This is a genomic window from Streptomyces afghaniensis, assembly GCF_044327915.1.
GTDB classification, from domain to species: Bacteria; Actinomycetota; Actinomycetes; order Streptomycetales; family Streptomycetaceae; genus Streptomyces; species Streptomyces afghaniensis.
Window position 1 is genome coordinate 1,116,610 of record NZ_JBIRGJ010000001.1, and the last position, 22,395, is coordinate 1,139,004.

Below are 22,395 nucleotides of genomic sequence, written 5' to 3' on the forward strand. Positions count from 1 at the left end.
AGACCTCATCCTCGTGCAGGAACCATTCGTGATCACGCAGGAGCGGCAACCTGGTCCGACTCGTGCACGACACGACCTAGGTTCCGGGTCGCAGGACCGATGACCGATGTCACGCGGCGACCGGCTCCCTAGGCTGCGAGGCGCCGCCGCAGACCAGGACGCCACGAGAAGAGGTCGCCATGCCCGTGAACGGCCGCAGCCACATCCGGATCGCCCGTCCCTCCCGCGACCTCGCGGCGGCCGAGCGGTTCTGGCGCGAGGGGCTCGGGCTCGGTGTCGTGTGGCGGTCCGGGGGCGGATCCGAACCGGGCCACCACGACCTGCTGATGCTCGGCTGGCCCGACGCCGACTGGCATCTGGAGCTCGTGCATGAGCCGGACCGGCCGGTGGAGCCCCGCCCCACCGAGGAGGATCTGCTGGTCGTCTACGCCGACGACCCGGTCCCGGACGACCTGATCACCCGCTTGGAGCGGCACGGCGGCAAGCGGGTCACCTCCCCCAACCCCTACTGGAACGAATGGGGCGTCACCATCGAGGACCCCGACGGCTATCGCCTGGTGCTGTGCCGCCGGGGCTGGTCCAACAGCTGACGAGACCCCGCCGGGCCCGCGAGGACCCGGCGGGGAGTGGTTTCCAGGCTCAGGCCGTCACCTTCTCGGGCTCCGCGGCCGCCCGCGCCGGGCGTTCCCCCAGCGCCTCCGTCGGCACCCGGTGCGTCTCGCGGGCCGACAGCGCGGCGATGACCGGCGGCACGCACAGGGCCGCCGTGAACAGGGCCACCGCCGACCAGTCGTCGCCGCGCGGCCCCGCGATCTGCGCGGCGAACGTCACCGCGAAGCCGGCCGCGGCGAAGCCGATCTGCGTCCCGATGGCCACGCCGGACAGCCGGACCCGGGTCGTGAACATCTCGCCGTAGAAGGCGGGCCACACGCCGTTCGCGGCGCTGTAGACCACACCGAAGCAGAGGATGCCGAGCAGGAACGTCAGCAGGTACGAGCCTGTGGACACGGCCCACAGGTACAGGAACATCGTCACCGCGCTGCCGGCCGCACCGATCAGGTACACCGGGCGGCGGCCGATCCGGTCGGACAGCGTGGCCCACAGCGGGATCGCGGCGAGCGCCACGAGGTTGGCCAGGGCGCCCACCCACAGCATGGCGGTGCGCGACATGCCGACCGCGTCGCTCGTCGCGTACGCCAGCGCCCACACCGTGAAGATGGTGCTGACCGAGGCGATGAGCGCGCCCGCGATCACCCGCAGCACATCCGCCCAGTGCTCGCGCATCAGCACCACGAGCGGCAGCTTGACGACGCCCTCCTCGGCGGCCTGCTGGGCGAAGGCCGGGGTCTCGTCCAGCTTGCGGCGGATGACGTAGCCGACGACGGCGACCGCGACGCTCAGCCAGAACGGAACCCGCCAGCCCCAGGACAGCAACTGGTCCTCGGGCATCGCGGCGACCGGGATGAAGACCAGCGTGGCCAGCAGCTGGCCGCCCTGCGTGCCGCTGAGGGTGAAGCTGGTGAAGAAGCCGCGCCGGCCCGGCGGCGCGTGTTCCAGCGTCATGGAGTTGGCGCTGGCCTGTTCGCCCGCCGCCGAGATGCCCTGGAGCACCCGGCACAGCACGAGCAGGACCGGGGCGAGCGTGCCGACCTGGTCCCGGGTCGGCAGACAGCCGATCAGGAACGTCGACAGGCCCATCAGCATCAGCGTGAAGACCATGATCTTCTTGCGGCCGAGCTTGTCGCCGAAGTGCCCGAGCACCAGGGCGCCGACCGGGCGGGCGGCGTACGCGACGCCGAACGTGGCCAGCGACAGCAGGGTCGCCGTGGCCGGGTCGGACTCGTCGAAGAACACCTCGGGGAAGATCAGCGCGGCGGCGCTGCCGTAGATGAAGAAGTCGTAGTACTCAAGCGCGCTGCCGATCCAGGCGGCGGTCGCGGCTTTCCTGGGCTGACCGGGCGGGGCTGCGGCCCCTCGGGGCGTGGCGGGGACGGACACGGCGGCTCCTTTGGGGGCTCCACCATAGGCGGAGTGAACTGAAGGGGAGAGCGAAGGGGACGTGCCGGATCGCGGCTAATTAACCCACTGGGTAGTTACTAGGGGATGGCTAGGGATGCTGCGCCCGTGTGCTGTCGGTGTCAAGGGGGCGTGCGTCGATGTCCCACGCCGGATGTTCAGTCCGCCGCGCGCTCCGCCGTCAGATACGCGATCACCATGTCGCCCAGCATGGTGCGGTAGTGCGCGCGCTGCGCCGGGTCGACCAGGTCGCGGCCGAACAGCGCGCCGAAGGTGTGCCGGTTGGAGACCCGGAAGAAACAGAAGGAGGAGATCATCGCGTGCAGGTCGACGGCGTCGACGTCCGCCGTGAACAGCCCTGACCTGCGGCCTTCCTCAAGGATGCGGCGGATCACGTCCAGGGCGGGGGAGCCGATCCTCCCGAGCTTCTCGGAGGCGGCGATGTGCTGTGCCCCGTGGATGTTCTCGATGCTGACCAGGCGGATGAAGTCCGGGTGCTGCTCGTGATGGTCGAAGGTCACCTCGGCCAGGCGCCGGATGGCCGCAACCGGGTCCAGGTGCTCGACGTCGAGCTGCTGCTCGGCCTCCCGGATCACGCCGTAGGCCCGCTCCAGCACGGCGGTGAACAGCTGTTCCTTGCCGCCGAAGTAGTAATAGATCATCCGCTTCGTCGTGCGGGTGCGGGCGGCGATCTCGTCGACCCGGGCTCCGTCGTAGCCGGCCCGGGCGAACTCCTGCGTGGCCACGTCGAGGATCTCGGCCTGGGTGCGGGCGGCGTCACGGACGCGCTCGCGCTCGCCAGGGCGTGCCGGTTCTTCGACGCTGGTCATCAGGTTCCTTCGGGCGGAGGGGCCGGTGCCGGTGATTCTAGGAGCAGCGGCCGGATCCCACCGGGGGCTTCCCGTGGTCGAGCTCGGCTGATATAGCTAACGTACTAGTTCGTACATTAGTGAGCCGCTCGGGAGGCCCGTGTGCCCAAGGACTCGTATCTCGTCGGACTGATCGGTTCCGGCATCGGCCCGTCGCTCAGCCCGGCGCTGCACGAGCGGGAGGGCGACCGGCAGGGCCTTCGCCTGCTGTACCGGCTGATCGACATCGACGCGCTCGGGGTGCCGCCCGAGGCGGTGGGCGATCTGGTGCGGGCCGCCCGCGACCTCGGTTTCGACGGGCTCAACATCACGCACCCCTGCAAGCAGCTCGTCATCGAGCACCTGGACGCGCTCGCCCCGCAGGCCGAGGCGCTGGGCGCGGTCAACACCGTCGTCTTCGAGGACGGCCGCGCGGTCGGCCACAACACGGACGTCACCGGTTTCGCCGCGTCCTTCGCCCGCGGGCTGCCCGACGTACCGCTGGAGCGGGTCGTGCAGCTGGGCGCCGGCGGCGCGGGCGCGGCCGTCGCGCACGCCACGCTCACCCTCGGCGCCGAGCGGGTCACCGTCGTCGACGCCCTGCCCGAACGGGCCGCCGCCCTGGCCGACTCCCTGAACCGGGCCTTCGGCCGGGGCCGTGCCGCCGCCGCGACCCCGGACCGGCAGGCGCGGCTGCTCGCGCAGGCCGACGGCATCGTCCACGCCACGCCCACCGGCATGGCGGCCCACCCCGGCCTGCCCCTGCCCGCCGAGCTGCTCCACCCCGGGCTGTGGGTCGCCGAGGTGGTCTACCGCCCGCTGGAGACCGAACTGCTGCGCACCGCCCGCGCGCTGGGCTGCGCCACCCTGGACGGCGGCGGCATGGCCGCCTTCCAGGCCGCCGACGCGTTCCGCCTGTTCACCGGGCGGGAACCCGACGCCGCGCGGATGCTCGCGGACCTGACGGAACTGGCCGGAGCCGTAGGGGCATCGAACTGAAGAGAGGTACCGACGTGCGTACGTCCATCGCCACCGTCTCCCTCAGCGGATCCCTCACCGAGAAGCTCACGGCCGCGGCCCGGGCCGGGTTCGACGCTGTGGAGATCTTCGAGAACGACCTGCTGGCCAGCCCCCTCACCCCCGAGGAGATCCGCGCCCGCTGCGCCGACCTCGGCCTCTCCATCGACCTGTACCAGCCGATGCGGGACATCGAGGCCGTCCCCGAGGACGAGTTCGTCCGGAACCTGCGGCGGGCCCGGCACAAGTTCGAGCTGATGCGCAGGCTCGGCGCCGACACGGTCCTCGTCTGCTCCAGCATCTCGCCGCGGGCCGTGGACGACGACGCCCTCGCGGCCGAGCAGCTGAGCCGGCTCGCCGACCTCGCCCGGGACTGCGGGATCCGGGTGGCCTACGAGGCGCTCGCCTGGGGGCGGCACGTCAGCACGTACGACCACGCCTGGCGCATCGTCGAGTCGGCCGGCCATCCCGCCCTCGGCACCTGCCTGGACAGCTTCCACATCCTCTCGCGCGGCTCGGACCCCAAGGGCATCGAGGACATCCCCGGCGAGAAGATCTTCTTCCTCCAGCTCGCCGACGCCCCGCTGCTCGCCATGGACGTCCTCCAGTGGAGCCGCCACTACCGCTGTTTCCCCGGACAGGGCGGCTTCGACGTCGCCGGCCTGGTGCGGCACGTGCTGCGCACCGGCTACGACGGCCCGCTGTCCCTGGAGGTCTTCAACGACGTCTTCCGGCAGGCCGAGGCCGGTCCGACCGCCGTCGACGCCCGGCGTTCCCTGCTGGTCCTCCAGGAGACGGTGGGCCGGGCCGCCCTGCCCGAGCCCGTCGTCCCCACCGGCGTCGCCTTCGCCGAGCTGGTCACGCCCGACGCCGAACCCCTCACCGCCCTGCTCGGCGCCCTCGGCTTCACCCGCACCGCCCGCCATCGCGGCAAGCCCGTCGCCCTGTGGGAGCAGGGGGACGCCCGGATCCTCGTCAACACGGGGCCGATGGTCCGCCGGGACGGCACCCAGCTCGCCGCGATCGGGCTGGAGTCACCGGACCCGGCCGCGGCCGCCCGGCGTGCCGAGGCGCTGCTGGCTCCCGTCCTGCCGCGGCGCCGGGCACCCGGGGACGCCCCGCTCGACGCGGTCGCCGCCCCCGACGGCACCGAGCTCTTCTTCTGCGCCACCGGCCGTCCGGGGCTGCCCGACTGGCGGACCGACTTCGAGGACACGGCGCCGGCACCCGTGCCCACCGGTGTCCACGGCATCGACCATCTCGCCCTCACCCAGCCCTGGCACCACTTCGACGAGGCGGCCCTGTTCCACCACGGTGTGCTCGGCCTGCACGCCCAGGAGAGCGTGGACGTCGCCGACCCCTACGGCCTGCTGCGCAGCCGCGCCGTGACCAACGCCGACGGCAGCGTCCGGATCGCCCTCACCGTCGGCCCCGCGCCCACGGACGACACCGTCCACGCCCAGCACATCGCCCTGGCCACCGACGACGTGGTCGCCTCGGCCCGCCGCTTCCGGGAGGCCGGCGGCGCTCTGCTGCCCGTCCCGGCGAACTACTACGACGATCTCGCCGCCCGCTTCGAGTTCGCCGACGGCGAGCTGGAGACCTACCGCGACCTCGGAATCCTCTACGACCGCGACGCCCACGGCGTCTTCCGCCACTGCTACACCCGCACCGTCGGCCGCGTCTTCTTCGAACTGGTCCAGCGCGACGCCGGCTACCGGGGCTACGGCGCAGCGAACGCCCCGGTACGGCTGGCGGCACAGCACGCGGCGCGGGCGCTCACTGGCGGCTGACGGTCCGCGTGATACCGGTGACGACCGTCGTGGCCAGGATCCAGCCCGTGAGCACCAGCGTGTAGGAGAGCCACTGGTATCCGCCGGTGGGGGCGAACGCGCCCTCCTGCCCGAAGGAGATCACCGGCAGCAGCAGGTCGAGCGTGTAGAAGACCGGGTTGAACTGCGGGGCCTCGTCGGCCTTCAACGGCTGTGGATGGTGCAGCGCGTAGGCCACGGAGCCGATCACCAGCAGCGACACCAGCCAGCCGGCGGCGCGCAGGGGCCGGAAGCCGTAGCCGACGGCCGCGTCCTGGACATAGCCCCACAACCGGCCGTACCACGGCAGGGTGCCGCGGCGGCGGCGCTGCTTGGCGAGCTGGACGACGCGGGCGGCGTCGTCGTCGCCGATCCGGCGGTAGGCCGCGGTCAACTGCTCGTAGGCGTGCGGGACATAGCCCTCGCGGTCCCGCTCCAGCATCACCAGGCGCCGCTCGGCGGGTTCGTGCGGGGTGAGGGAGGTGTAGACGAGGCTGTCGAGCAGGACCTCCTCGGGGACCACGTCCGGTTCGAGGAACAGGACGTCCAATTGGGCGCGGCGCAGGTTGAGAGCACCCGACACGGGCGGGCTGTTGCGCAGCCAGAGCTCCCCGATCGTGCAGCTGCTCGCCCGCAGCGCCGTGTCACCGGGGTTCACCAGGCGGGCGCGGGAGAAGTCCAGACGCCCCGCGACGCGGGCGCCGCGCAGGCCGATCCAGCCGCGCACGTCCGCCTCGCGCAGCAGGACATCGCCCTCCACCGTGAGGGTGACCGCGTCGAGGGCGGCCGCACCGGCCCCGGCGGCCAGCCGAGCCGCGCTGAAGTCGATCGTCCCGGCGATCGAGGCACCCGTCAGGCGCACCTCGCCGCGGGTGCGCAGTCCCGGCGCCGACAGGCCGTCACCGATGGCTACGTGGTTGAGCTGGAGCGCTGCCTGACCGGCGGGCGGTTCGCCGACAGAGGCCCTGTCCATGAAGAGCGCCCCGGAGATCTGCGCCCCGCCGAGCCGGACGGGCCCCTCGAACAGGCAGTCCGACATGCGCAGCACGCCGTCCACGCGGAGGGTGGCGGCGTCCAGCCCGGGCAGGACGGAGTCGCGCAGATTCAGCTGCCGCAGCCGCGCCCCGTACAGGACGGGGACGTCCTCGAAGTAGCAGTCGCTGAGGCGCACGGCGTGGTCGACCTCTGCGTACTTGAGGTCCAGCACGCCCGTGATCCGTGCGCCCGCCAGCCGGAGGGCGGCCGTCTCCCCGTCCTCCTGCGGGCCGCTCAGCAGCAGGGCCCGCACCACGGCCGCCCGTACCGTCCGTTCGGGTCCCCAGCCCGCGCCCCGCCCCGGGTCCTCGTCCGCCGGCCCCCGGAAGTCCACGTCGTCCCCGCGTGGGAAGGCGCGCCACACCCGCTCCTCGGCGGGTGTCATGTCGTCGATCTGCATCGACGGGGACTCTGACGCGCCCGGCCGGAGGCTGTCAACTCACCTCCGGCCGGGGTTCGTTACGCCCTGGTGTTCCACTCTGCGATCACAGGCCGCCCGTGCTCGGTCGAGAGCCGGCTGACCGTGCCCGTCTCCAGCCGGAACAGCCGCCCCTGCGACGGCGGCAGGCCCAGCCGGCGGGCCGTCAGGACGCGGAGGAAGTGGCCGTGCGCCACCAGCAGTACATCGCCCTCGGGCAGCGCGTCGGCCACCCGGGACAGCACCCGGTCGGCGCGCTCGCCGACCTCCTCGGGGGACTCACCCGGCTTGCCGTCGGGTCCGGGCGGGCCCCCGTCGGTCCACAGGTCCCAGTCGGGACGGGTGCGGTGTATCTCCTCGGTGGTGACGCCCTCGTAGGCGCCGTAGTACCACTCGTGCAGGTCCGCGTCCCGCTCGGCCCCCGTCAGGCCGGCGAGTTCGGCGGTGCGCACCGCGCGGCCGAGCGGGCTGGTGAGGACCAGCGCGAAGGAACGGCCCGCCAGGAGCGGAGCCAGCGACTTGACCTGCTCCTCGCCGTTCGGGGTGAGGGGCAGGTCGGTGAAGCTGGTGTGCTGTCCGCTCCGGCTCCACTCGGTCTCGCCGTGGCGTACCAGCAGCAGATCTCCCACGTCCTACGCCTTCTTCGCGGACTCGACGGCGTGGCCGCCGAACTGGTTGCGCAGCGCCGCGATCATCTTCATCTGCGGGGAGTCGTCCTGCCGGGAGGCGAACCGGGAGAACAGCGAGGCGGTGATCGCGGGCAGCGGCACGGAGTTGTCGATCGCGGCCTCCACGGTCCAGCGTCCCTCGCCGGAGTCCTGGGCGTAGCCCCGCAGGCCCTCCAGGTGCTCGTCCTCGTCGAGCGCGTTGACCGCGAGGTCCAGCAGCCAGGAGCGGATGACGGTGCCGTCCTGCCAGGAGCGGAACACCTCGCGGACGTTGTCGACGGAGTCCACGGCCTCCAGCAGCTCCCAGCCCTCGGCGTAGGCCTGCATCATCGCGTACTCGATGCCGTTGTGGACCATCTTCGCGAAGTGCCCGGCGCCCACGCTGCCCGCGTGGACGAAGCCGTACGGGCCCTCCGGCTTGAGCGCCTCGAAGATCGGCCGGAGCCGGTCGACGTACTCCTTCTCGCCGCCGACCATCAGGGCGTAGCCGTTCTTCAGGCCCCACACACCGCCGGAGACGCCCGCGTCGACGAAGCCGATACCGCGCTTGCCCAGCTCCTCCGCGTGCTTCTCGTCGTCCGTCCAGCGGGAGTTGCCGCCGTCGACCACCGTGTCGTACGGCTTGAGGAGGTCCGCCAGACGGTCGATGACGTGCTGGGTGGGGTCGCCGGCCGGGACCATGACCCAGACCGTGCGCGGCGCCTCCAACTGGTCGACGAGGTCGGCCAGACTCGCCACGTCGGACTTCTCCGGGTTGGTGTCGTAGCCGATGACGGTGTGGCCGGCGTTGCGCAGGCGCTCGCGCATGTTGCCGCCCATCTTGCCGAGACCCACAAGACCGATCTGCATGTCAGTTCACTTCCCGAAGATTGCGGTAGGCGGCCACCAGCGCGGCCGTGGACGGATCGAGACCGGGGACGTCAGCGCCCTCGGTCAGGGCGGGCTCGACGCGCTTGGCGAGCACCTTGCCGAGCTCGACGCCCCACTGGTCGAAGGAGTCGATGTTCCAGACCGCGCCCTGCACGAACACCTTGTGCTCGTAGAGGGCGACCAGCTGGCCGAGGACCGACGGGGTCAGTTCGGTGGCCAGGATCGTGGTGGTGGGGTGGTTGCCCTGGAACGTGCGGTGCGGCACCTGCTCCTCGGGCACGCCCTCGGCCCGCACCTCCTCGGCGGTCTTGCCGAAGGCGAGCGCCTGCCCCTGCGCGAACAGGTTGGCCATCAGCAGGTCGTGCTGCGCCTTCAGTTCGTCGCCCAGCTCGGCGACGGGCCGCGCGAAGCCGATCAGGTCGGCGGGGATGAGCTTGGTGCCCTGGTGGATGAGCTGGTAGTAGGCGTGCTGCCCGTTGGTGCCGGGCGTGCCCCACACGACCGGACCCGTCTGCCACTCCACCGGACGCCCGTCGCGGTCCACCGACTTGCCGTTGGACTCCATGTCGAGCTGCTGGAGGTACGCGGTGAACTTGGACAGGTAGTGGCTGTACGGCAGGACGGCGTGCGACTGGGCGTCATGGAAGTTGCCGTACCAGATGCCGAGCAGGCCCATGAGGAGCGGGGCGTTGGCCTCCGCGGGGGCGTTGCGGAAGTGCTCGTCGACGATGCGGAAGCCGTCGAGCATCTCCCGGAAGCGGTCCGGGCCGATGGCGATCATCAGGGACAGGCCGATCGCGGAGTCGTACGAGTAACGGCCGCCGACCCAGTCCCAGAACTCGAACATGTTGTCGACGTCGATGCCGAAGTCCGCGACCTTCTCGGCGTTCGTCGACAGCGCCACGAAGTGCTTGGCGACCGCCTTGTCGTCACCGCCCAGCCCCTCCAGCAGCCAGGAGCGCGCCGAGGTCGCGTTCGTGATGGTCTCGATCGTGGTGAAGGTCTTGGACGCGACGATGAACAGCGTCTCCGCCGGGTCCAGGTCGCGGACGGCCTCGTGCAGGTCCGAGCCGTCCACGTTCGACACGAAGCGGAACGTCAGCTCCCGGGCGGTGAACGGCCGCAGCGCCTCGTAGGCCATCGCCGGGCCGAGGTCGGAGCCGCCGATGCCGATGTTGACGACGTTCCGGATCCGCCTGCCGGTGTGCCCGGTCCACTCACCCGAGCGCACCCGGTCCGCGAAGGCGGCCATCTTGTCGAGTACGGCGTGCACACCCGGGACGACGTTCTCGCCGTCGACCTCGATCACCGCGTCCCGCGGGGCGCGCAGCGCGGTGTGGAGCACGGCGCGGTTCTCCGTGACGTTGATCTTCTCGCCGCGGAACATGGCGTCACGCAGCCCGAACACGTCGGTGGCGGTGGCCAGCTCCTGGAGCAGGGCCAGCGTCTCGTCGGTGATCAGATGCTTGGAGTAGTCGATGCGCAGGTCGCCCACGTGCACGACGTAGCGCTCGGCGCGCCCCGGGTCCGCCGCGAACAGCTCACGCAGGTGCGGCTGCGGCAGGGCGTCCTTGCGGTGGTCCTCCAGGGCGGTCCACTCGGGCCGCCGCGTGAGCTTGGGGGAGCCGGAGGGGGAGTCAGACATGAGCAGGGGTCTCCTCGGTTGCCTCGCCGTTCAGGGCGATGGCGTACATCTCGTCCGCGTCGAGGCGCCGCAGCTCCTCGGCGATGAGTTCGGAGGTGGCACGGACCTTCAGCGCCAGGGTGCGGGAGGGCTGGCCCGGCAGGGTCAGCGTGGCCAGCGGTCCTTCGGGGCGGTCGATGACGATCTCACCGTTCTCCGTGCCCAGGCGGACCGCCGTCACGACCGGCCCGGCGGTGACCACCCGGTCGACCCGGACGTGCAGCCGCGCCTCCAGCCAGCGGGCCAGCAGCTCGGCGGCCGGGTTCTCGGCCTCGGCCTCCACGGCCGCCGAGATCACCTTCGCCCGGGCCTGGTCCAGCGCCGCCGCCAGCATCGAACGCCAGGGCGTCAGCCGGGTCCAGGCGAGGTCGGTGTCGCCGGGCGCGTAGGAGCGGACCCGGGTCTCCAGCATCTCCAGGGGGTTCTCCACCGCGTACAGGTCGGTGATGCGCCGCTGGGCCAGTGCCCCGAGCGGGTCCTTCGAGGGCACCTCCGGCGCCTCCATCGGCCACCACACCACCACCGGCGCGTCCGGCAGCAACAGCGGCAGCACCACCGAGTCGGCGTGCTCGGACACCTCGCCGTAGGTCCGCAGCACCACGGTCTCGCCGGTGCCCGCGTCGGCGCCGACCCGGACCTCGGCGTCCAGCCGGGACTGGGTGCGGTCGCGCGGCGTGCGGGCGTGCCGCTTGATGACGACCAGGGTGCGCGAGGGGTGCTCGTGCGAGGCCTCCTCGGCCGCCTTGATCGCGTCGTAGGCGTTCTCCTCGTCCGTGACGATCACCATCGTCAGGACCATGCCCACGGCGGGCGTGCCGATGGCGCGGCGGCCCTGCACCAGCGCCTTGTTGATCTTGCTTGCCGTGGTGTCGGTCAGGTCGATCTTCATGGCCTGCGCCAGCTCCGTCCGTCTCGTGCGAGCATCTCGTCGGCTTCCGCGGGTCCCCAACTGCCCGAGGCGTACTGCGCGGGCCGGCCGTGCTTGGCCCAGTACTGCTCGATCGGGTCGAGGATCTTCCAGGACTCTTCCACTTCCTGGTGACGGGGGAACAGGTTGGCGTCGCCCAGGAGGACGTCCAGGATCAGCCGTTCGTACGCCTCGGGGCTCGATTCGGTGAACGACTCGCCGTAGGCGAAGTCCATCGTCACGTCGCGGATCTCCATCGACGTACCCGGCACCTTGGAGCCGAACCGCACCGTCATGCCCTCGTCCGGCTGGACGCGGATGACGATCGCGTTCTGGCCCAGCTCCTCGGTCGCCGTGGAGTCGAAGGGGGAGTGCGGGGCCCGCTGGAACACCACCGCGATCTCCGTCACCCGGCGGCCCAGCCGCTTGCCGGTGCGCAGGTAGAACGGCACGCCCGCCCAGCGGCGGTTGTCCACCTGGAGCTTGATCGCGGCGTAGGTGTCGGTCGAGGAGGCCTGGTCGATGCCCTCCTCCTCCAGATAGCCGCGGACCTTCGTGCCGCCCTGCCAGGCCGCCGCGTACTGCCCGCGCACGGTGTGCCGGCCCAGGTCCTCCGGCAGCCGCACGGCCCGCAGCACCTTCAGCTTCTCGGTGAGCAGCGACGCCGCGTCGAAGGCGGCGGGCTCCTCCATGGCGGTGAGCGCCATCAGCTGCAGGAGGTGGTTCTGGATGACGTCACGGGCGGCGCCGATGCCGTCGTAGTACCCGGCCCGGCCGCCGATGCCGATGTCCTCGGCCATGGTGATCTGCACATGGTCGACGTACGACCGGTTCCAGATCGGTTCGAACATCTGGTTGGCGAAGCGCAGCGCCAGGATGTTCTGGACGGTCTCCTTGCCCAGGTAGTGGTCGATACGGAAGACCTGCTCCGGGTCGAACACGTCGTGCACGATCGCGTTCAGCTCGCAGGCGCTGTCGAGGTCGTGTCCGAACGGCTTTTCGATGACCGCGCGGCGCCAGGAGCCCTCCTGGGCGTCGGCCAGCTTGTGCTTCTTCAGCTGCTGGACGACCTTCGGGAAGAACTTCGGCGGCACCGAGAGGTAGAAGGCGTAGTTGCCGCTGGTGCCCCGGGAAGCGTCCAGCTCCTCCACGGCGGAGCGCAGCTGCTTGAACGCCGTGTCGTCGTCGAAGTCACCCGGGATGAACCGCATGCCCTCGGCGAGCTGCTGCCAGACCTCCTCGCGGAACGGGGTGCGCGCGTGTTCACGGACCGCGTCGTGCACCACCTGCGCGAAGTCCTGGTCCTCCCAGTCCCGGCGGGCGAAACCCACCAGCGAGAAGCCCGGCGGCAGCAGGCCGCGGTTGGCCAGGTCGTACACGGCCGGCATCAGCTTCTTGCGGGACAGGTCGCCGGTCACACCGAAGATGACGAGCCCGGACGGGCCCGCGATCCTGGGCAGGCGGCGGTCACGCGGGTCGCGCAGCGGATTGGCGAAGTCGGTGCCGGCGTACTGCGGGCGCGGGGCGGACCGGCCGCTCACCCCGGTCTGCTCGACCCCGGCGGCCTCCTGCGCCGCCCGGGCCTCCTTGTCCTCCTTGGTCCCGATGGTCTCCTGCTCGGCCGTCTGGGGGATGCCCTCAGTCATTCCGCGTCAACTCCCTTGCTGTTCAAGGACTTGGTGACCGCGTCCAGCAGGTCCTGCCAGGCCACCTCGAACTTGGCGACGCCTTCGTCCTCCAGTTGCCGCACCACCTCGTCGTAGGAAATGCCGAGCCGCTCGACGGCCGCCAGGTCGGCGCGCGCCTGGGCGTAACCGCCGGTGACGGTGTCGCCCTGGACGTCACCGTGGTCGGCGACGGCGTTCAGCGTGGCCTCCGGCATGGTGTTGACCGTGCCGGGGGCGACCAGCTCGTCCACGTACAGGGTGTCCTTGTAAGCGGGGTCCTTCACACCGGTGGAGGCCCAAAGGGGGCGCTGCCGGTTCGCGCGGGCACCGCCCAGGGCCTGCCAGCGCGGCCCCGCGAACACCTGTTCGTAGGCCTCGTAGGCGAGCCGGGCGTTGGCCAGGGCCGCCCTGCCCTTCAGGGCGAGGGCCTCGTCCGTGCCCAGCAGCGTCAGCCGCTTGTCGATCTCGGAGTCGACACGGGAGACGAAGAAGGACGCCACCGAGTGGATGGCCGACAGGTCGAGACCGGCCGCCTGTGCCTGCTCCAGGCCGGCGAGGTAGGCGTCCATCACCTCGCGGTAGCGCTCCAGTGAGAAGATCAGCGTCACGTTCACGCTGATGCCCGCGCCGATCACCTCGGTGATCGCCGGCAGGCCGGCCTTCGTCGCCGGAATCTTGATCATCACGTTGGGGCGGTCCACCAGCCAGGCCAGCTGCCGGGCCTCGGCGACGGTCGCCGCCGTGTCGTGGGCCAGCCGCGGGTCCACCTCGATGGACACCCGGCCGTCCCGGCCCCCGGTCGCGTCGTACACCGGCCGCAGGACGTCCGCGGCGGCCCGGACGTCGGCCGTCGTCATCATCCGGACGGCCTCGTCGACGGTGACGCCCCGCACCGCCAGGTCGGCGAGCTGCTCCTCGTAACCCTCGCCGGAGCCGATGGCGGCCTGGAAGATGGACGGGTTGGTGGTGACGCCGACGACGTTCCCCGTCTCCACGAGCCCGGCCAGGCTGCCGGACTCGATCCGCCGGCGGGACAGGTCGTCCAGCCAGATCGACACGCCCTCGTCGGACAGGCGCTTGAGTGCTCCCGCGCTCGCGGTCGCTTCGGTCACAGTGATCATCTTCTTTCGGGCGGTCGGATCAACCGCGCACAGCGGCCAGGGATTCCCGGGCTGCGGCGACGACGTTCTCGGGGGTGAAGCCGTACTCGGCGAACAGGGTCCTGGCGTCTGCGGAGGCGCCGAAGTGCTCCAGGGAGACGATGCGTCCCGCGTCCCCCACGAACCGGTGCCAGGTCAGGCCGATACCGGCCTCGACCGCGACCCGGGCCTTCACGGACGGCGGCAGGACGCTGTCCCGGTACGCGCGGGGCTGCTCCTCGAACCACTCCACGGACGGCATGGACACGACCCGCGTGGGCACGCCCGCCGCCTGGAGCCGCTCACGGGCCTCGACGGCGAGGTGCACCTCGGAACCGGTGGCGATCAGGATCACCTGCGGCTCGCCGCCTTCCGCCTCGGCCCGCACGTAACCGCCGCGGACCACGTCCGGGTTCGGCTCGTACGTGGGCACGCCCTGGCGGGTGAGCGCGAGACCGTGCGGGGCCGGGTCGGTGGTGTGCCGCCTGAGGATCTCGGCCCAGGCGAGCGCGGTCTCGTTGGCGTCGGCCGGGCGTACGACGTTCAGGCCCGGGATGGCCCGCAGCGACGCCAGGTGCTCGACGGGCTGGTGGGTCGGGCCGTCCTCGCCGAGGCCGATGGAGTCGTGCGTCCACACGTACGTCACCGGCAGCTGCATCAGGGCCGACATCCGGACGGCGTTGCGCATGTAGTCGGAGAACACCAGGAAGGTGCCGCCGTAGACGCGTGTGTTGCCGTGCAGGGCGATGCCGTTCATCTCCGCGGCCATGGAGAACTCGCGGATGCCGAAGTGGATCGTCCGGCCGTACGGGTCGGCCTCCGCCAGCGGGTTGCCCCTCGGCAGGAAGGACGACGTCTTGTCGATCGTCGTGTTGTTCGAACCGGCCAGGTCGGCCGAGCCGCCCCACAGCTCGGGGACGACGGCACCGAGGGACTGGAGCACCTTGCCGGACGCGGCACGGGTGGCGACCGCCTTGCCCGGCTCGAACACCGGCAGGGCGTCCTCCCAGCCGGCGGGCAGCTCGCCCTTGCTGACCCGGTCGAACGTGGCGGCCCGCTCCGGGTTCTCACCGCGCCAGGCGGCGATCCGCTTGTCCCAGGCGGTGTGCGCCTCGGCGCCCCGGTCCAGGGCCTGCCGGGTGTGCGCCAGCACCTCGTCGGCGACCTCGAAGCTCTGCTCCGGGTCGAAGCCGAGGAGGCGCTTGGTGGCGGCGACCTCGTCCTCGCCGAGCGCCGAACCGTGGGAGGCCTCGGTGTTCCGCGCGTTCGGAGCGGGCCAGGCGATGATGGTGCGCATCGCGATGATCGAGGGGCGCCCGGTCTCGGCCTGAGCCTCCTTCAGCGCCCCGTACAGCGCGTGCACGTCGACGTCGCCGTCCTCCCGCGGCTCGATCCGCTGCACGTGCCAGCCGTACGCCTCGTACCGCTTCAGCACGTCCTCGGAGAACGCGGTCGCGGTGTCGCCCTCGATGGAGATGTGGTTGTCGTCGTAGAGGAAGACCAGGTTGCCGAGCCTCTGGTGACCGGCCAGCGAGGAGGCCTCGGCGGAGACGCCCTCCTGGAGGTCGCCGTCGGAGACGATGGCCCAGATCGTGTGGTCGAAGGGGGACTCGCCCTCGGGGGCGTCCGGATCGAACAGGCCGCGCTCGTAGCGGGCCGACATCGCCATGCCGACCGCGTTCGCGACGCCCTGGCCGAGCGGGCCGGTGGTGGTCTCCACGCCGGCGGTGTGCCCGTACTCGGGGTGGCCGGGCGTCTTCGAGCCGTGCGTGCGGAAGGCCTTCAGGTCGTCCAGCCCCAGCTCGTAGCCCGCGAGGTACAGCTGCGTGTAGAGGGTCAGCGACGTGTGACCGGGGGAGAGGACGAAGCGGTCACGGCCGGTCCACTCCGGGTCGGCCGGGTCGTGCCGCATCACCTTCTGAAAGATCGTGTAGGCGGCCGGCGCCAGGCTCATCGCCGTGCCGGGATGGCCGTTTCCGACCCGCTGGACGGCATCGGCCGCCAGCAGACGGGCGGTGTCGACGGCACGCCGGTCGAGTTCGGTCCATTCGAAGCTGTCCGCTGTCTGCGTGCTCATCTTCAAGAAGTCCTCGATAGGAGCGAAGTGGCTGGTCTGACGTCTTCAAAACTAAAAGTCTGACTTTTTCGACGGAAGGTCGCGGTGTGCCAGCCTGTGGTGAAAGTGGGACACCCGGAGGCAGCACGGCGCGTGCACGGGGCGGTACGAGGCGGACATGGCGGATATGGCAGACAGAAGCATCCAAGGCGGCGACGGGATCAGAACGTTCCCCTTCCCGGTCGAGCTGAGTGTCGGCGGCGTCGGCATGCAGGTCGGCCCGATGGGCACCGGCCGCACCTGGCACGCCGACGCGCCCCTGGAGCGCGTGCACCGCATCGACTTCCACGTCGTGCTGCTGTTCGGCGAGGGCCCGGTCCGGCACATGGTCGACTTCACCGAGTACGAGGCCACGGCCGGGGACCTGCTGTGGATCCGCCCGGGGCAGGTCCACCGCTTCTCCCGCACGAGCGAGTACCGCGGAACGGTGCTGACCATGCAGCCGGGCTTCCTGCCCCGCGCGACCGTGGAGGCCACCGGCCTGTACCGCTACGACCTGCCGCCGCTGCTGCGCCCCGACGCGGCCCAACTCGCCGGTCTGCGCGACTCGCTCGGCCAGCTGCGACGCGAGTACGAGGACACGGACACGCTGCCGCTGAGCCTGCACACCGCCGTCCTGCGCCACTCTCTGACGGCGTTCCTGCTGCGGCTCGCCCATCTCGCCGCCAGTTCGGCGGAGTCGGTACGACAGACCTCCGACTCCACGTTCACCCTCTTCCGGGACGCCGTGGAGAAGGACTTCGCCACCAACCACAGCGTCAGCGCCTACGCCGACGCGCTCGGTTACTCCCGCCGCACCCTGGTCCGCGCGGTCCGCGGCGCGACCGGCGACACGCCGAAGGCCTTCATCGACAAGCGCGTGGTCCTGGAGGCCAAACGGCTCCTCGCCCACACCGACCTGCCGATCGGCCGGGTCGGTGCGGCGGTCGGCTTCCCCGACGCCGCGAACTTCTCCAAGTTCTTCCACCAGCACACGGACTTGACGCCGGCGGCGTTCCGGGCGGAGTTGCGCTGAGGCCCGGACATCCGGGCAGCGAAAAGGGGCTCCACGCGCGCGTGGAACCCCTTTTCGAGGATCGTCAGTGCCCGAACGTGAACCAGTTGACGTTCACGAAGTCCGCCGGCTGCCCGCTGGTGAAGGTCAGATACACGTCGTGCGTGCCCGTCACGGAGGCGATGTTCGCCGGAACGGTCCGCCACGCCTGCCAGCCGCCGGTGCTGCCCACGGCGAAACTCCCGATGGGCGCGTTGCCGCGGCTGTCCAGGCGCACCTCGACCAGTCCGCTGACGCCGCCCGCCGCGCCGCTCGCCACCCGGGCGCTGAACTGCCGGGCCGAGGTGGAGCCGAAGTTCACGCCCTTGAAGTGCAGCCAGTCGCCGCCCGCCAGCGAGCCGACGTTCTGGCCGCCGCCGGAGTCGGACGTCGTCTCCGTCATCACACCGGACTGGCCGTCGTAGGACTCGGCCTGGATGGTGGAGTAGGCGTCGCGGGTGCCGGTCGGGGGAGGTGTGGTGCCGCCGCCGGACGACAGCACCTGGACGTAGTCGACGACCATCGGGTGGCCGGGCTGCGTCCCGGCGTCGGGGCCGCCGCCGAACGCGTCCGGGAAGCCGCCGCCCATCGCGACGTTCAGGATGATGAAGAAGCCGTGGTCCGTGGCATTGCGCCAGGTCGTCGCGTCGACCTGGTTGGCGCGCACGGTGTGGAAGTTGACGCCGTCGAGGTAGAAGCGGATCTCCTCGACGCTCGTCGAACGGTCCCACTCCATCCGGTAGGTGTGGAAGCCGGCCTGGCAGGTGGTGCCCTGGCAGGTGGTCGAACTGCCGATGCCGCTGGTCTCGTTGCAGGGCCCGCCCGGGGAGGTGCCGCAGTGCATCGTCGCGAACACCGTGTTCTGGCCCTGGGTGTTCTCCATGATGTCCAGCTCGCCGACGGCCGGCCAGTTCCAGTAGTTGCCGCGGTAGGGGGCGCCCAGCATCCAGAACGCGGGCCAGTAGCCCTTGGCCGCCGCTCCGGTGACGTTCGGCACCTGGATGCGCGACTCCACGCGGAGCTTGCCGCCGGCCGGGGGCTGGAAGTCGGTGCGGTTGGTCTCGATGCGGCCGGAGGTCCAGTTGCCGGCGCCGTCCCGCCGGGGCGTGATGCGGAGGTTGCCGTTGCCGTCGAGGGAGACGTTGTCCGTGCTGCTCGTCATCGTCTCGATCTCGCCGGTGCCCCAGTTGGCGGGGCCGCCCGGGTAGCCCTTGCCGGTCGCGTACTGCCAGTTGGAGGTGTTGACGCCGCTGCCGGCCGGGCCGTTGAAGTCGTCGAGGAAGACCTGGTTCCAGCCCGACGGGGGCGGCGGCGCGGAGGCGCTCGCGGAGGGAGTGGCGGCGGTGGCGGCGACCGCGGCGAGGCCGAGTGTGCTGACGACGGCGACGAACGCCCGCCGCAAAGGGCGCCGTGTGTGGGGTCTGCCGGAGGTGTCACTCATGTGGGGATGCCTCTCGGGTACGGGTACGGGTGCGGGGAGCTTGAGAGCGCTCTCAAGGTGTCGTCAATGTGCTCCACGTCACCCGGGTCGTCAAGAGGTGAAGCCGGGAAAAGTGCGGGGCGGCCGATGAGTGCACGTCCCGAACGGGCTCTGCCGACCGGGTTGTTGGGGACGAGGTAAGCCGGCCACGCCGGTTCAGGCCCGCTCCGGCAGCCACCCCAGCGCCCGTGAGATCCCGCGCGCCGCCACCCGAACCGCCGGGACCAGCACCGGCACCTGGGCGTCGGCGTGCGGCACCACGATGGACACGGCGGCGGCCACCGAGCCGTCCGCCGTGCGCACCGGCGCGGCCACCGACAGGGCGTCCTCCGTGACCTGGCGGTCGCTCACCGCCACGCCGGCCCGGCGCACTTCGGCGAGCGCCCGCCGCAGCCGCGCCGGGTCGGTGATCGTGTACGGCGTGAAGGACGCGAGTGTGCCCGCGCAGTACTCCTCCTGGAACTCCGGGTCCCCGTGCGCCAGCAGGGCGAGCCCGACCCCGGTGGCGTGCAGCGGCCAGCGCGCGCCCACGCGGATGTGCACACCGACCGCCGACCGCCCCGACAGCCACTCGATGTAGACGACGTCCGTGCCGTCCCGCACCGCCAGCTGCACGTTCTCGTGCGTCGCCTCGTACAGGTCCTCCAGGTACGGCAGCGCGATCTGCCGCAGGGCGAGACCGCGCGGCGCCAGTGCGGCGATCTCCCAGAGCCGGAGCCCGACGTGGTAGACGCCGGACTCGTCCCGTTCCAGGGCTCCCCACTCGGTGAGCGCGCCCACCAGCCGGTGCGCGGTGGTCAGGCTCAGCCCGGCCCGTCGGCTGATGTCCGTCAGACACAGGGCCGGGTGCTCGTGGTCGAAGGCCGCGAGGACGGACAGCAGCCGGTCGGTCGCGGTCGGGGCGGCGCCCCCTGACTGAGCGGAGCCGAGGACTCGGGGCAGTGCGGTCATGGCCGGGTGTCTCCCGGGTGGGCGAGGTCGTAGGGGCGGGGGTAGGCGGCCGGCCGGTACGGGACATAGCGGGGGTCGGCGGTCGGATCCGCGGCTGTCGCACGGGAGTTGAGTGCGGCGGGCGAGGTGTCCCACCGGCCCGTGTCCAGGCGGTGTTCCAGGGTGTGCAGGGCGGCCAGGGTCTCGCCGGGGGTGAACGTGCAGTGGCCGGGGGCGTCGACGTAGGCCTGGCGGAACAGCGGTGCGGAGCCGGCCGCGCCGGCCGCCCGCCGGTAGGCGCTCTCCGCCTGCACCGGTATCAGCGCGTCACCGGTCGTGTGGATGTTCAGCTGCGGGTCGGCCAGCCGGCCGGAGAGCACGCTGGTGTTCCGCATCCACCGCGCGGCCGGCTGATCGGCGGATATCCGGGGTGCCCGGGCCAGGGCCGAGAGGTCGGTACGCAAGGACAGTCCCGCCTCCTTGTAGAGCTCCGTCACCTCTTTGTACAGCGGGGAGCGGGCGAGCATGGCCGTGTAGTCGACACCGGTGTTCCACGACGGGTTGCCGCCCGCCCGGCTCTCGGCCTCCTGCCGCCAGCTGAACGCGGGCCTGTCGAGCAGGCCCCGGACGGCGGAGTACTGGTTGACCTGCTGGGTCTGCCAGTCCGTCGGGCCCGGCACGGTCTGCGAGGCGTCGTTGTAGCCGGGGATGTTGTGCAGGGCGGCGGCGAGGGCGATCCGCGCCCGGCCCTCGGGGGTCTTCTGCGCGGCGTCGACCTTCGTCGTGAGCGCCTTCCCGGCGGCCACCGCCTCCGTCTGGCCGGCGAAGCCCGTGAGCCGGATCCCGGAGTCCGGCGCGAGGAGCGTACGCAGCGCGAACACCGGGTCCAGGGTGCTGTTCCAGTTGGCGACGCCGCCCTGCACCAGCCCGCACATGGACAGTGAACCGTCGAACCGGTCGGCGTGCCGCTCGGCGAGCATCGTGGTGACGAAACCGCCGTACGAGGTGCCCCAGGCGAGCGTGCGCCGGGCCGCCCCGAACTTCTCGGTGAACAGGTCCAGCGTGGCGAGCTGGTCGGGCACCGCCTCGGTGACGGCCCAGCCGTTCGTCGCGTACGAGGAGCCGATCAGGGCGTAGCCCTCGGCCAGCAGCTTGTCCCGGTCGGCCGTACGCGGGGTGTTCTGGGCCGGGTTGGGGGCTCCGGCCGGGTTGTAGCCGTGGCTGAACAGCAGCACGGTGCCGTTCCAGGACGCGGGGACGTCCATGACGTACGCGGCGCCGGAGGCGAGCCGGCCCTCCAGGTGGGTGTCGCTGGGGGCGGCCTGCGCGGGCAGCGCGGTCGCGAGGGACAGGCAGGCGGTCAGTAAAGCGAGGCGGATCCTCAACGGGGGGTCCCTTCCAGGGTGGGGGTGGTGGGGGCGGGGGAGTCGAGGGCGTCGGTGTGCGTCTCGCGCAGTCGCCACACGGTGACGGCGGTGATCGCCGCGCCTGCGCACAGCAGCAGCGAGACAGGCGTGCTTCCGCCTCCGTACGAGGCGAGGAGGCTGCCGGCGATGAGCGGGGAGAAGCCGGCGCCGACCAGGGTGGCCGCCTGGTAGCCGAGGGAGGCGCCGGTGTAGCGGACGCGGGTGCCGAACATCTCGGTGAGCAGGGCGCCGAGCGGTCCGTACATCGTGGACTGGGCGACACCGTGACCGAGAGCGAGGGCGAGGATCAGCAGCCCGGGCGAGCCGGAGTCGACCAGCGCCAGCACGGGGAAGGCGAGCGCGGCCGAGGCGACCGCTCCGGCGAGCACGACGGGCCGGCGGCCGACCCGGTCCGACAGCGTGGACGCGGCGGGCAGGACGACGAGGGCCACGCAGGAGGCGACGGTCACCGCGGTCAGCACCTGCGGGCGGGTGTACCCCTCGTCGACGGCGTAGGAGATCATGAAGCTCGTCAGCAGCGACTGGGCGGTGAACGCGCCGATGCCGACGCACGCGGCGAGCAGCACGGGCTTCGGACGGCGCAGCACTTCGACGATCGGCGGTTTGTCCACCGGTTGCCGCTTGACCTGGGCGAACAGCGGGCTCTCGGCGACCTTGAGGCGCACGAACAGCCCGACGGCCAGCAGCACGATGCTCAGCAGGAACGGCACCCGCCAGCCCCAGGAGCGGAACTCGTCGTCGGGCAGGCCGGCGACGATGGTGACCACACCGGCCGACAGCACGGAACCGAGCGGGGCGCCGAGCTGGGTGAAGCTGGACCACAGGCCGCGCCGGGAACCCTGCGCGTGCTCGGCGTGTTCGACGACCATGAGCATCGCGCCGCCCCACTCGCCGCCGATCGCGATGCCCTGCACCACGCGCAGGGCGACCAGCAGGATCGGGGCCCAGACGCCGATCGCGTCGTACGTCGGCAGCAGGCCGATGAGGAAGCTGCCCGAGCCCATCAGGACCATGGTCAGCAGCATCATCGACTTGCGGCCGATGCGGTCGCCGAAGTGGCCGAAGACGATGCCGCCGAGCGGCCGGGCGAGATAGCCCGCTGCGAAGGTGCCGAAAGCCGCGATGGTGCCGACCGCCGGGTCGGCCCGGGGAAAGAACAGCTCGCCGAAGACGAGCGCGGCGACCGTGCCGTAGACGAGGAAGTCGTAGAACTCGACGGCCGTTCCGAGCAGGCCGGAGACGGCAACGCGGCGCAACTGTCGCGAATCGGGGGCGGGTTGAGCGGCAGGAGGGGATGGCTGCACGGGAGCTCCCTGGGGACGGGTCTCG

General features: G+C 71.6%; 18 protein-coding genes. 4 read left to right on the forward strand and 14 right to left on the reverse strand.

Annotated features, from left to right (window positions below; all coding sequences use genetic code 11):
- Positions 1-179 precede the first annotated feature (179 nt).
- The gene (locus ACH4G3_RS04615; RefSeq protein WP_397623058.1) at positions 180-590 is read left to right on the forward strand and encodes a VOC family protein; all 411 of its coding nucleotides are present in this window, start codon (positions 180-182) and stop codon (positions 588-590) included.
- 49 nt (positions 591-639) lie between these two features.
- Here ACH4G3_RS04615 and ACH4G3_RS04620 read toward each other — a convergent pair whose 3' ends face one another.
- Positions 640-1,998: an MFS transporter gene (locus ACH4G3_RS04620; RefSeq protein WP_397623059.1), complete on the reverse strand. Its 1,359-nt coding sequence runs from the start codon at positions 1,996-1,998 to the stop codon at positions 640-642.
- A gap of 176 nt (positions 1,999-2,174) precedes the next feature.
- Entirely contained in the window at positions 2,175-2,846 is a 672-nt protein-coding gene (locus ACH4G3_RS04625; RefSeq protein ID WP_397623060.1) for a TetR/AcrR family transcriptional regulator, read from the reverse strand.
- Between the two features lie 141 nt (positions 2,847-2,987).
- On the opposite strand from ACH4G3_RS04625, the gene ACH4G3_RS04630 reads away from it, so the two are divergent.
- Positions 2,988-3,863 (forward strand): shikimate dehydrogenase, encoded by an 876-nt coding sequence (locus ACH4G3_RS04630; RefSeq protein WP_397623061.1) that lies wholly within the window; start codon positions 2,988-2,990, stop codon positions 3,861-3,863.
- 14 nt (positions 3,864-3,877) lie between these two features.
- The gene (locus ACH4G3_RS04635) at positions 3,878-5,674 is read left to right on the forward strand and encodes a bifunctional sugar phosphate isomerase/epimerase/4-hydroxyphenylpyruvate dioxygenase family protein (RefSeq protein ID WP_397623062.1); all 1,797 of its coding nucleotides are present in this window, start codon (positions 3,878-3,880) and stop codon (positions 5,672-5,674) included.
- Here the strand turns inward: ACH4G3_RS04635 and ACH4G3_RS04640 are convergent.
- Genes ACH4G3_RS04640 through tkt form a run of 8 tightly spaced genes read right to left on the reverse strand, consistent with a single transcriptional unit; the run spans position 5,661 to position 16,157 of the window.
- On the reverse strand, positions 5,661-7,127 hold the full coding sequence (locus ACH4G3_RS04640; RefSeq protein ID WP_397623063.1) for a membrane-associated oxidoreductase: 1,467 nt from the start codon (positions 7,125-7,127) through the stop codon (positions 5,661-5,663). The two genes, ACH4G3_RS04635 and ACH4G3_RS04640, sit on opposite strands and share 14 nt — an antisense overlap.
- Positions 7,128-7,186: 59 nt before the next feature.
- Positions 7,187-7,774 (reverse strand): histidine phosphatase family protein, encoded by a 588-nt coding sequence (locus ACH4G3_RS04645; RefSeq protein WP_397623064.1) that lies wholly within the window; start codon positions 7,772-7,774, stop codon positions 7,187-7,189.
- Positions 7,775-7,777: 3 nt separating this feature from the next.
- Positions 7,778-8,662 carry a phosphogluconate dehydrogenase (NAD(+)-dependent, decarboxylating) gene (gene gnd, locus ACH4G3_RS04650; protein WP_397623065.1) on the reverse strand — a complete coding sequence of 295 codons (885 nt, stop codon included), beginning with the start codon at positions 8,660-8,662 and terminating at the stop codon, positions 7,778-7,780.
- A gap of 1 nt (position 8,663) precedes the next feature.
- Positions 8,664-10,328: a glucose-6-phosphate isomerase gene (gene pgi / locus ACH4G3_RS04655; RefSeq protein WP_397623066.1), complete on the reverse strand. Its 1,665-nt coding sequence runs from the start codon at positions 10,326-10,328 to the stop codon at positions 8,664-8,666.
- Entirely contained in the window at positions 10,321-11,256 is a 936-nt protein-coding gene (gene opcA / locus ACH4G3_RS04660) for a glucose-6-phosphate dehydrogenase assembly protein OpcA (RefSeq protein WP_354744699.1), read from the reverse strand. The genes pgi and opcA overlap by 8 nt, the downstream gene beginning before the upstream one ends.
- The gene (gene zwf, locus ACH4G3_RS04665; protein ID WP_397623067.1) at positions 11,253-12,920 is read right to left on the reverse strand and encodes a glucose-6-phosphate dehydrogenase; all 1,668 of its coding nucleotides are present in this window, start codon (positions 12,918-12,920) and stop codon (positions 11,253-11,255) included. Before zwf ends, opcA begins: the two co-directional genes overlap by 4 nt.
- Positions 12,917-14,062: a transaldolase gene (gene tal / locus ACH4G3_RS04670; RefSeq protein WP_397623068.1), complete on the reverse strand. Its 1,146-nt coding sequence runs from the start codon at positions 14,060-14,062 to the stop codon at positions 12,917-12,919. The genes zwf and tal overlap by 4 nt, the downstream gene beginning before the upstream one ends.
- 19 nt (positions 14,063-14,081) lie before the next feature.
- A complete protein-coding gene (gene tkt, locus ACH4G3_RS04675; RefSeq protein WP_397623069.1) occupies positions 14,082-16,157 on the reverse strand; it encodes a transketolase in 2,076 nt (691 codons plus the stop codon).
- Between the two features lie 166 nt (positions 16,158-16,323).
- Here tkt and ACH4G3_RS04680 point away from each other — a divergent pair, with 166 nt between their 5' ends.
- Positions 16,324-17,211, forward strand: coding sequence for a helix-turn-helix domain-containing protein (locus ACH4G3_RS04680; RefSeq protein WP_397623070.1), 888 nt, complete (start codon positions 16,324-16,326; stop codon positions 17,209-17,211).
- A gap of 64 nt (positions 17,212-17,275) precedes the next feature.
- On the opposite strand, the gene ACH4G3_RS04685 is transcribed toward ACH4G3_RS04680, so the two are convergent.
- From ACH4G3_RS04685 to ACH4G3_RS04700, 4 genes are all read right to left on the reverse strand, one after another.
- Entirely contained in the window at positions 17,276-18,670 is a 1,395-nt protein-coding gene (locus ACH4G3_RS04685; protein WP_397623071.1) for a glycoside hydrolase family 16 protein, read from the reverse strand.
- Between the two features lie 195 nt (positions 18,671-18,865).
- Positions 18,866-19,660 carry an IclR family transcriptional regulator gene (locus ACH4G3_RS04690; RefSeq protein ID WP_397623072.1) on the reverse strand — a complete coding sequence of 265 codons (795 nt, stop codon included), beginning with the start codon at positions 19,658-19,660 and terminating at the stop codon, positions 18,866-18,868.
- Positions 19,657-21,024, reverse strand: coding sequence for an alpha/beta hydrolase family protein (locus ACH4G3_RS04695; protein WP_397623073.1), 1,368 nt, complete (start codon positions 21,022-21,024; stop codon positions 19,657-19,659). Before ACH4G3_RS04695 ends, ACH4G3_RS04690 begins: the two co-directional genes overlap by 4 nt.
- Positions 21,021-22,322, reverse strand: coding sequence for an MFS transporter (locus ACH4G3_RS04700; protein WP_397623074.1), 1,302 nt, complete (start codon positions 22,320-22,322; stop codon positions 21,021-21,023). The genes ACH4G3_RS04695 and ACH4G3_RS04700 overlap by 4 nt, the downstream gene beginning before the upstream one ends.
- Positions 22,323-22,395 lie beyond the last annotated feature (73 nt).

Bases quoted from the DNA above. Each gene is read 5' to 3' on its own strand.
- ACH4G3_RS04615 (WP_397623058.1), top strand. From the start codon at position 180: ATGCCCGTGAACGGCCGCAGCCACATCCGGATCGCCCGTCCCTCCCGC.
- ACH4G3_RS04625 (WP_397623060.1), bottom strand. From the start codon at position 2,846: ATGACCAGCGTCGAAGAACCGGCACGCCCTGGCGAGCGCGAGCGCGTC.
- ACH4G3_RS04640 (WP_397623063.1), bottom strand. From the start codon at position 7,127: ATGCAGATCGACGACATGACACCCGCCGAGGAGCGGGTGTGGCGCGCC.
- gnd (WP_397623065.1), bottom strand. From the start codon at position 8,662: ATGCAGATCGGTCTTGTGGGTCTCGGCAAGATGGGCGGCAACATGCGC.
- pgi (WP_397623066.1), bottom strand. From the start codon at position 10,328: ATGTCTGACTCCCCCTCCGGCTCCCCCAAGCTCACGCGGCGGCCCGAG.
- opcA (WP_354744699.1), bottom strand. From the start codon at position 11,256: ATGAAGATCGACCTGACCGACACCACGGCAAGCAAGATCAACAAGGCG.
- zwf (WP_397623067.1), bottom strand. From the start codon at position 12,920: ATGACTGAGGGCATCCCCCAGACGGCCGAGCAGGAGACCATCGGGACC.
- tal (WP_397623068.1), bottom strand. From the start codon at position 14,062: ATGATCACTGTGACCGAAGCGACCGCGAGCGCGGGAGCACTCAAGCGC.
- tkt (WP_397623069.1), bottom strand. From the start codon at position 16,157: ATGAGCACGCAGACAGCGGACAGCTTCGAATGGACCGAACTCGACCGG.
- ACH4G3_RS04680 (WP_397623070.1), top strand. From the start codon at position 16,324: ATGGCAGACAGAAGCATCCAAGGCGGCGACGGGATCAGAACGTTCCCC.
- ACH4G3_RS04685 (WP_397623071.1), bottom strand. From the start codon at position 18,670: ATGAGTGACACCTCCGGCAGACCCCACACACGGCGCCCTTTGCGGCGG.
- ACH4G3_RS04690 (WP_397623072.1), bottom strand. From the start codon at position 19,660: ATGACCGCACTGCCCCGAGTCCTCGGCTCCGCTCAGTCAGGGGGCGCC.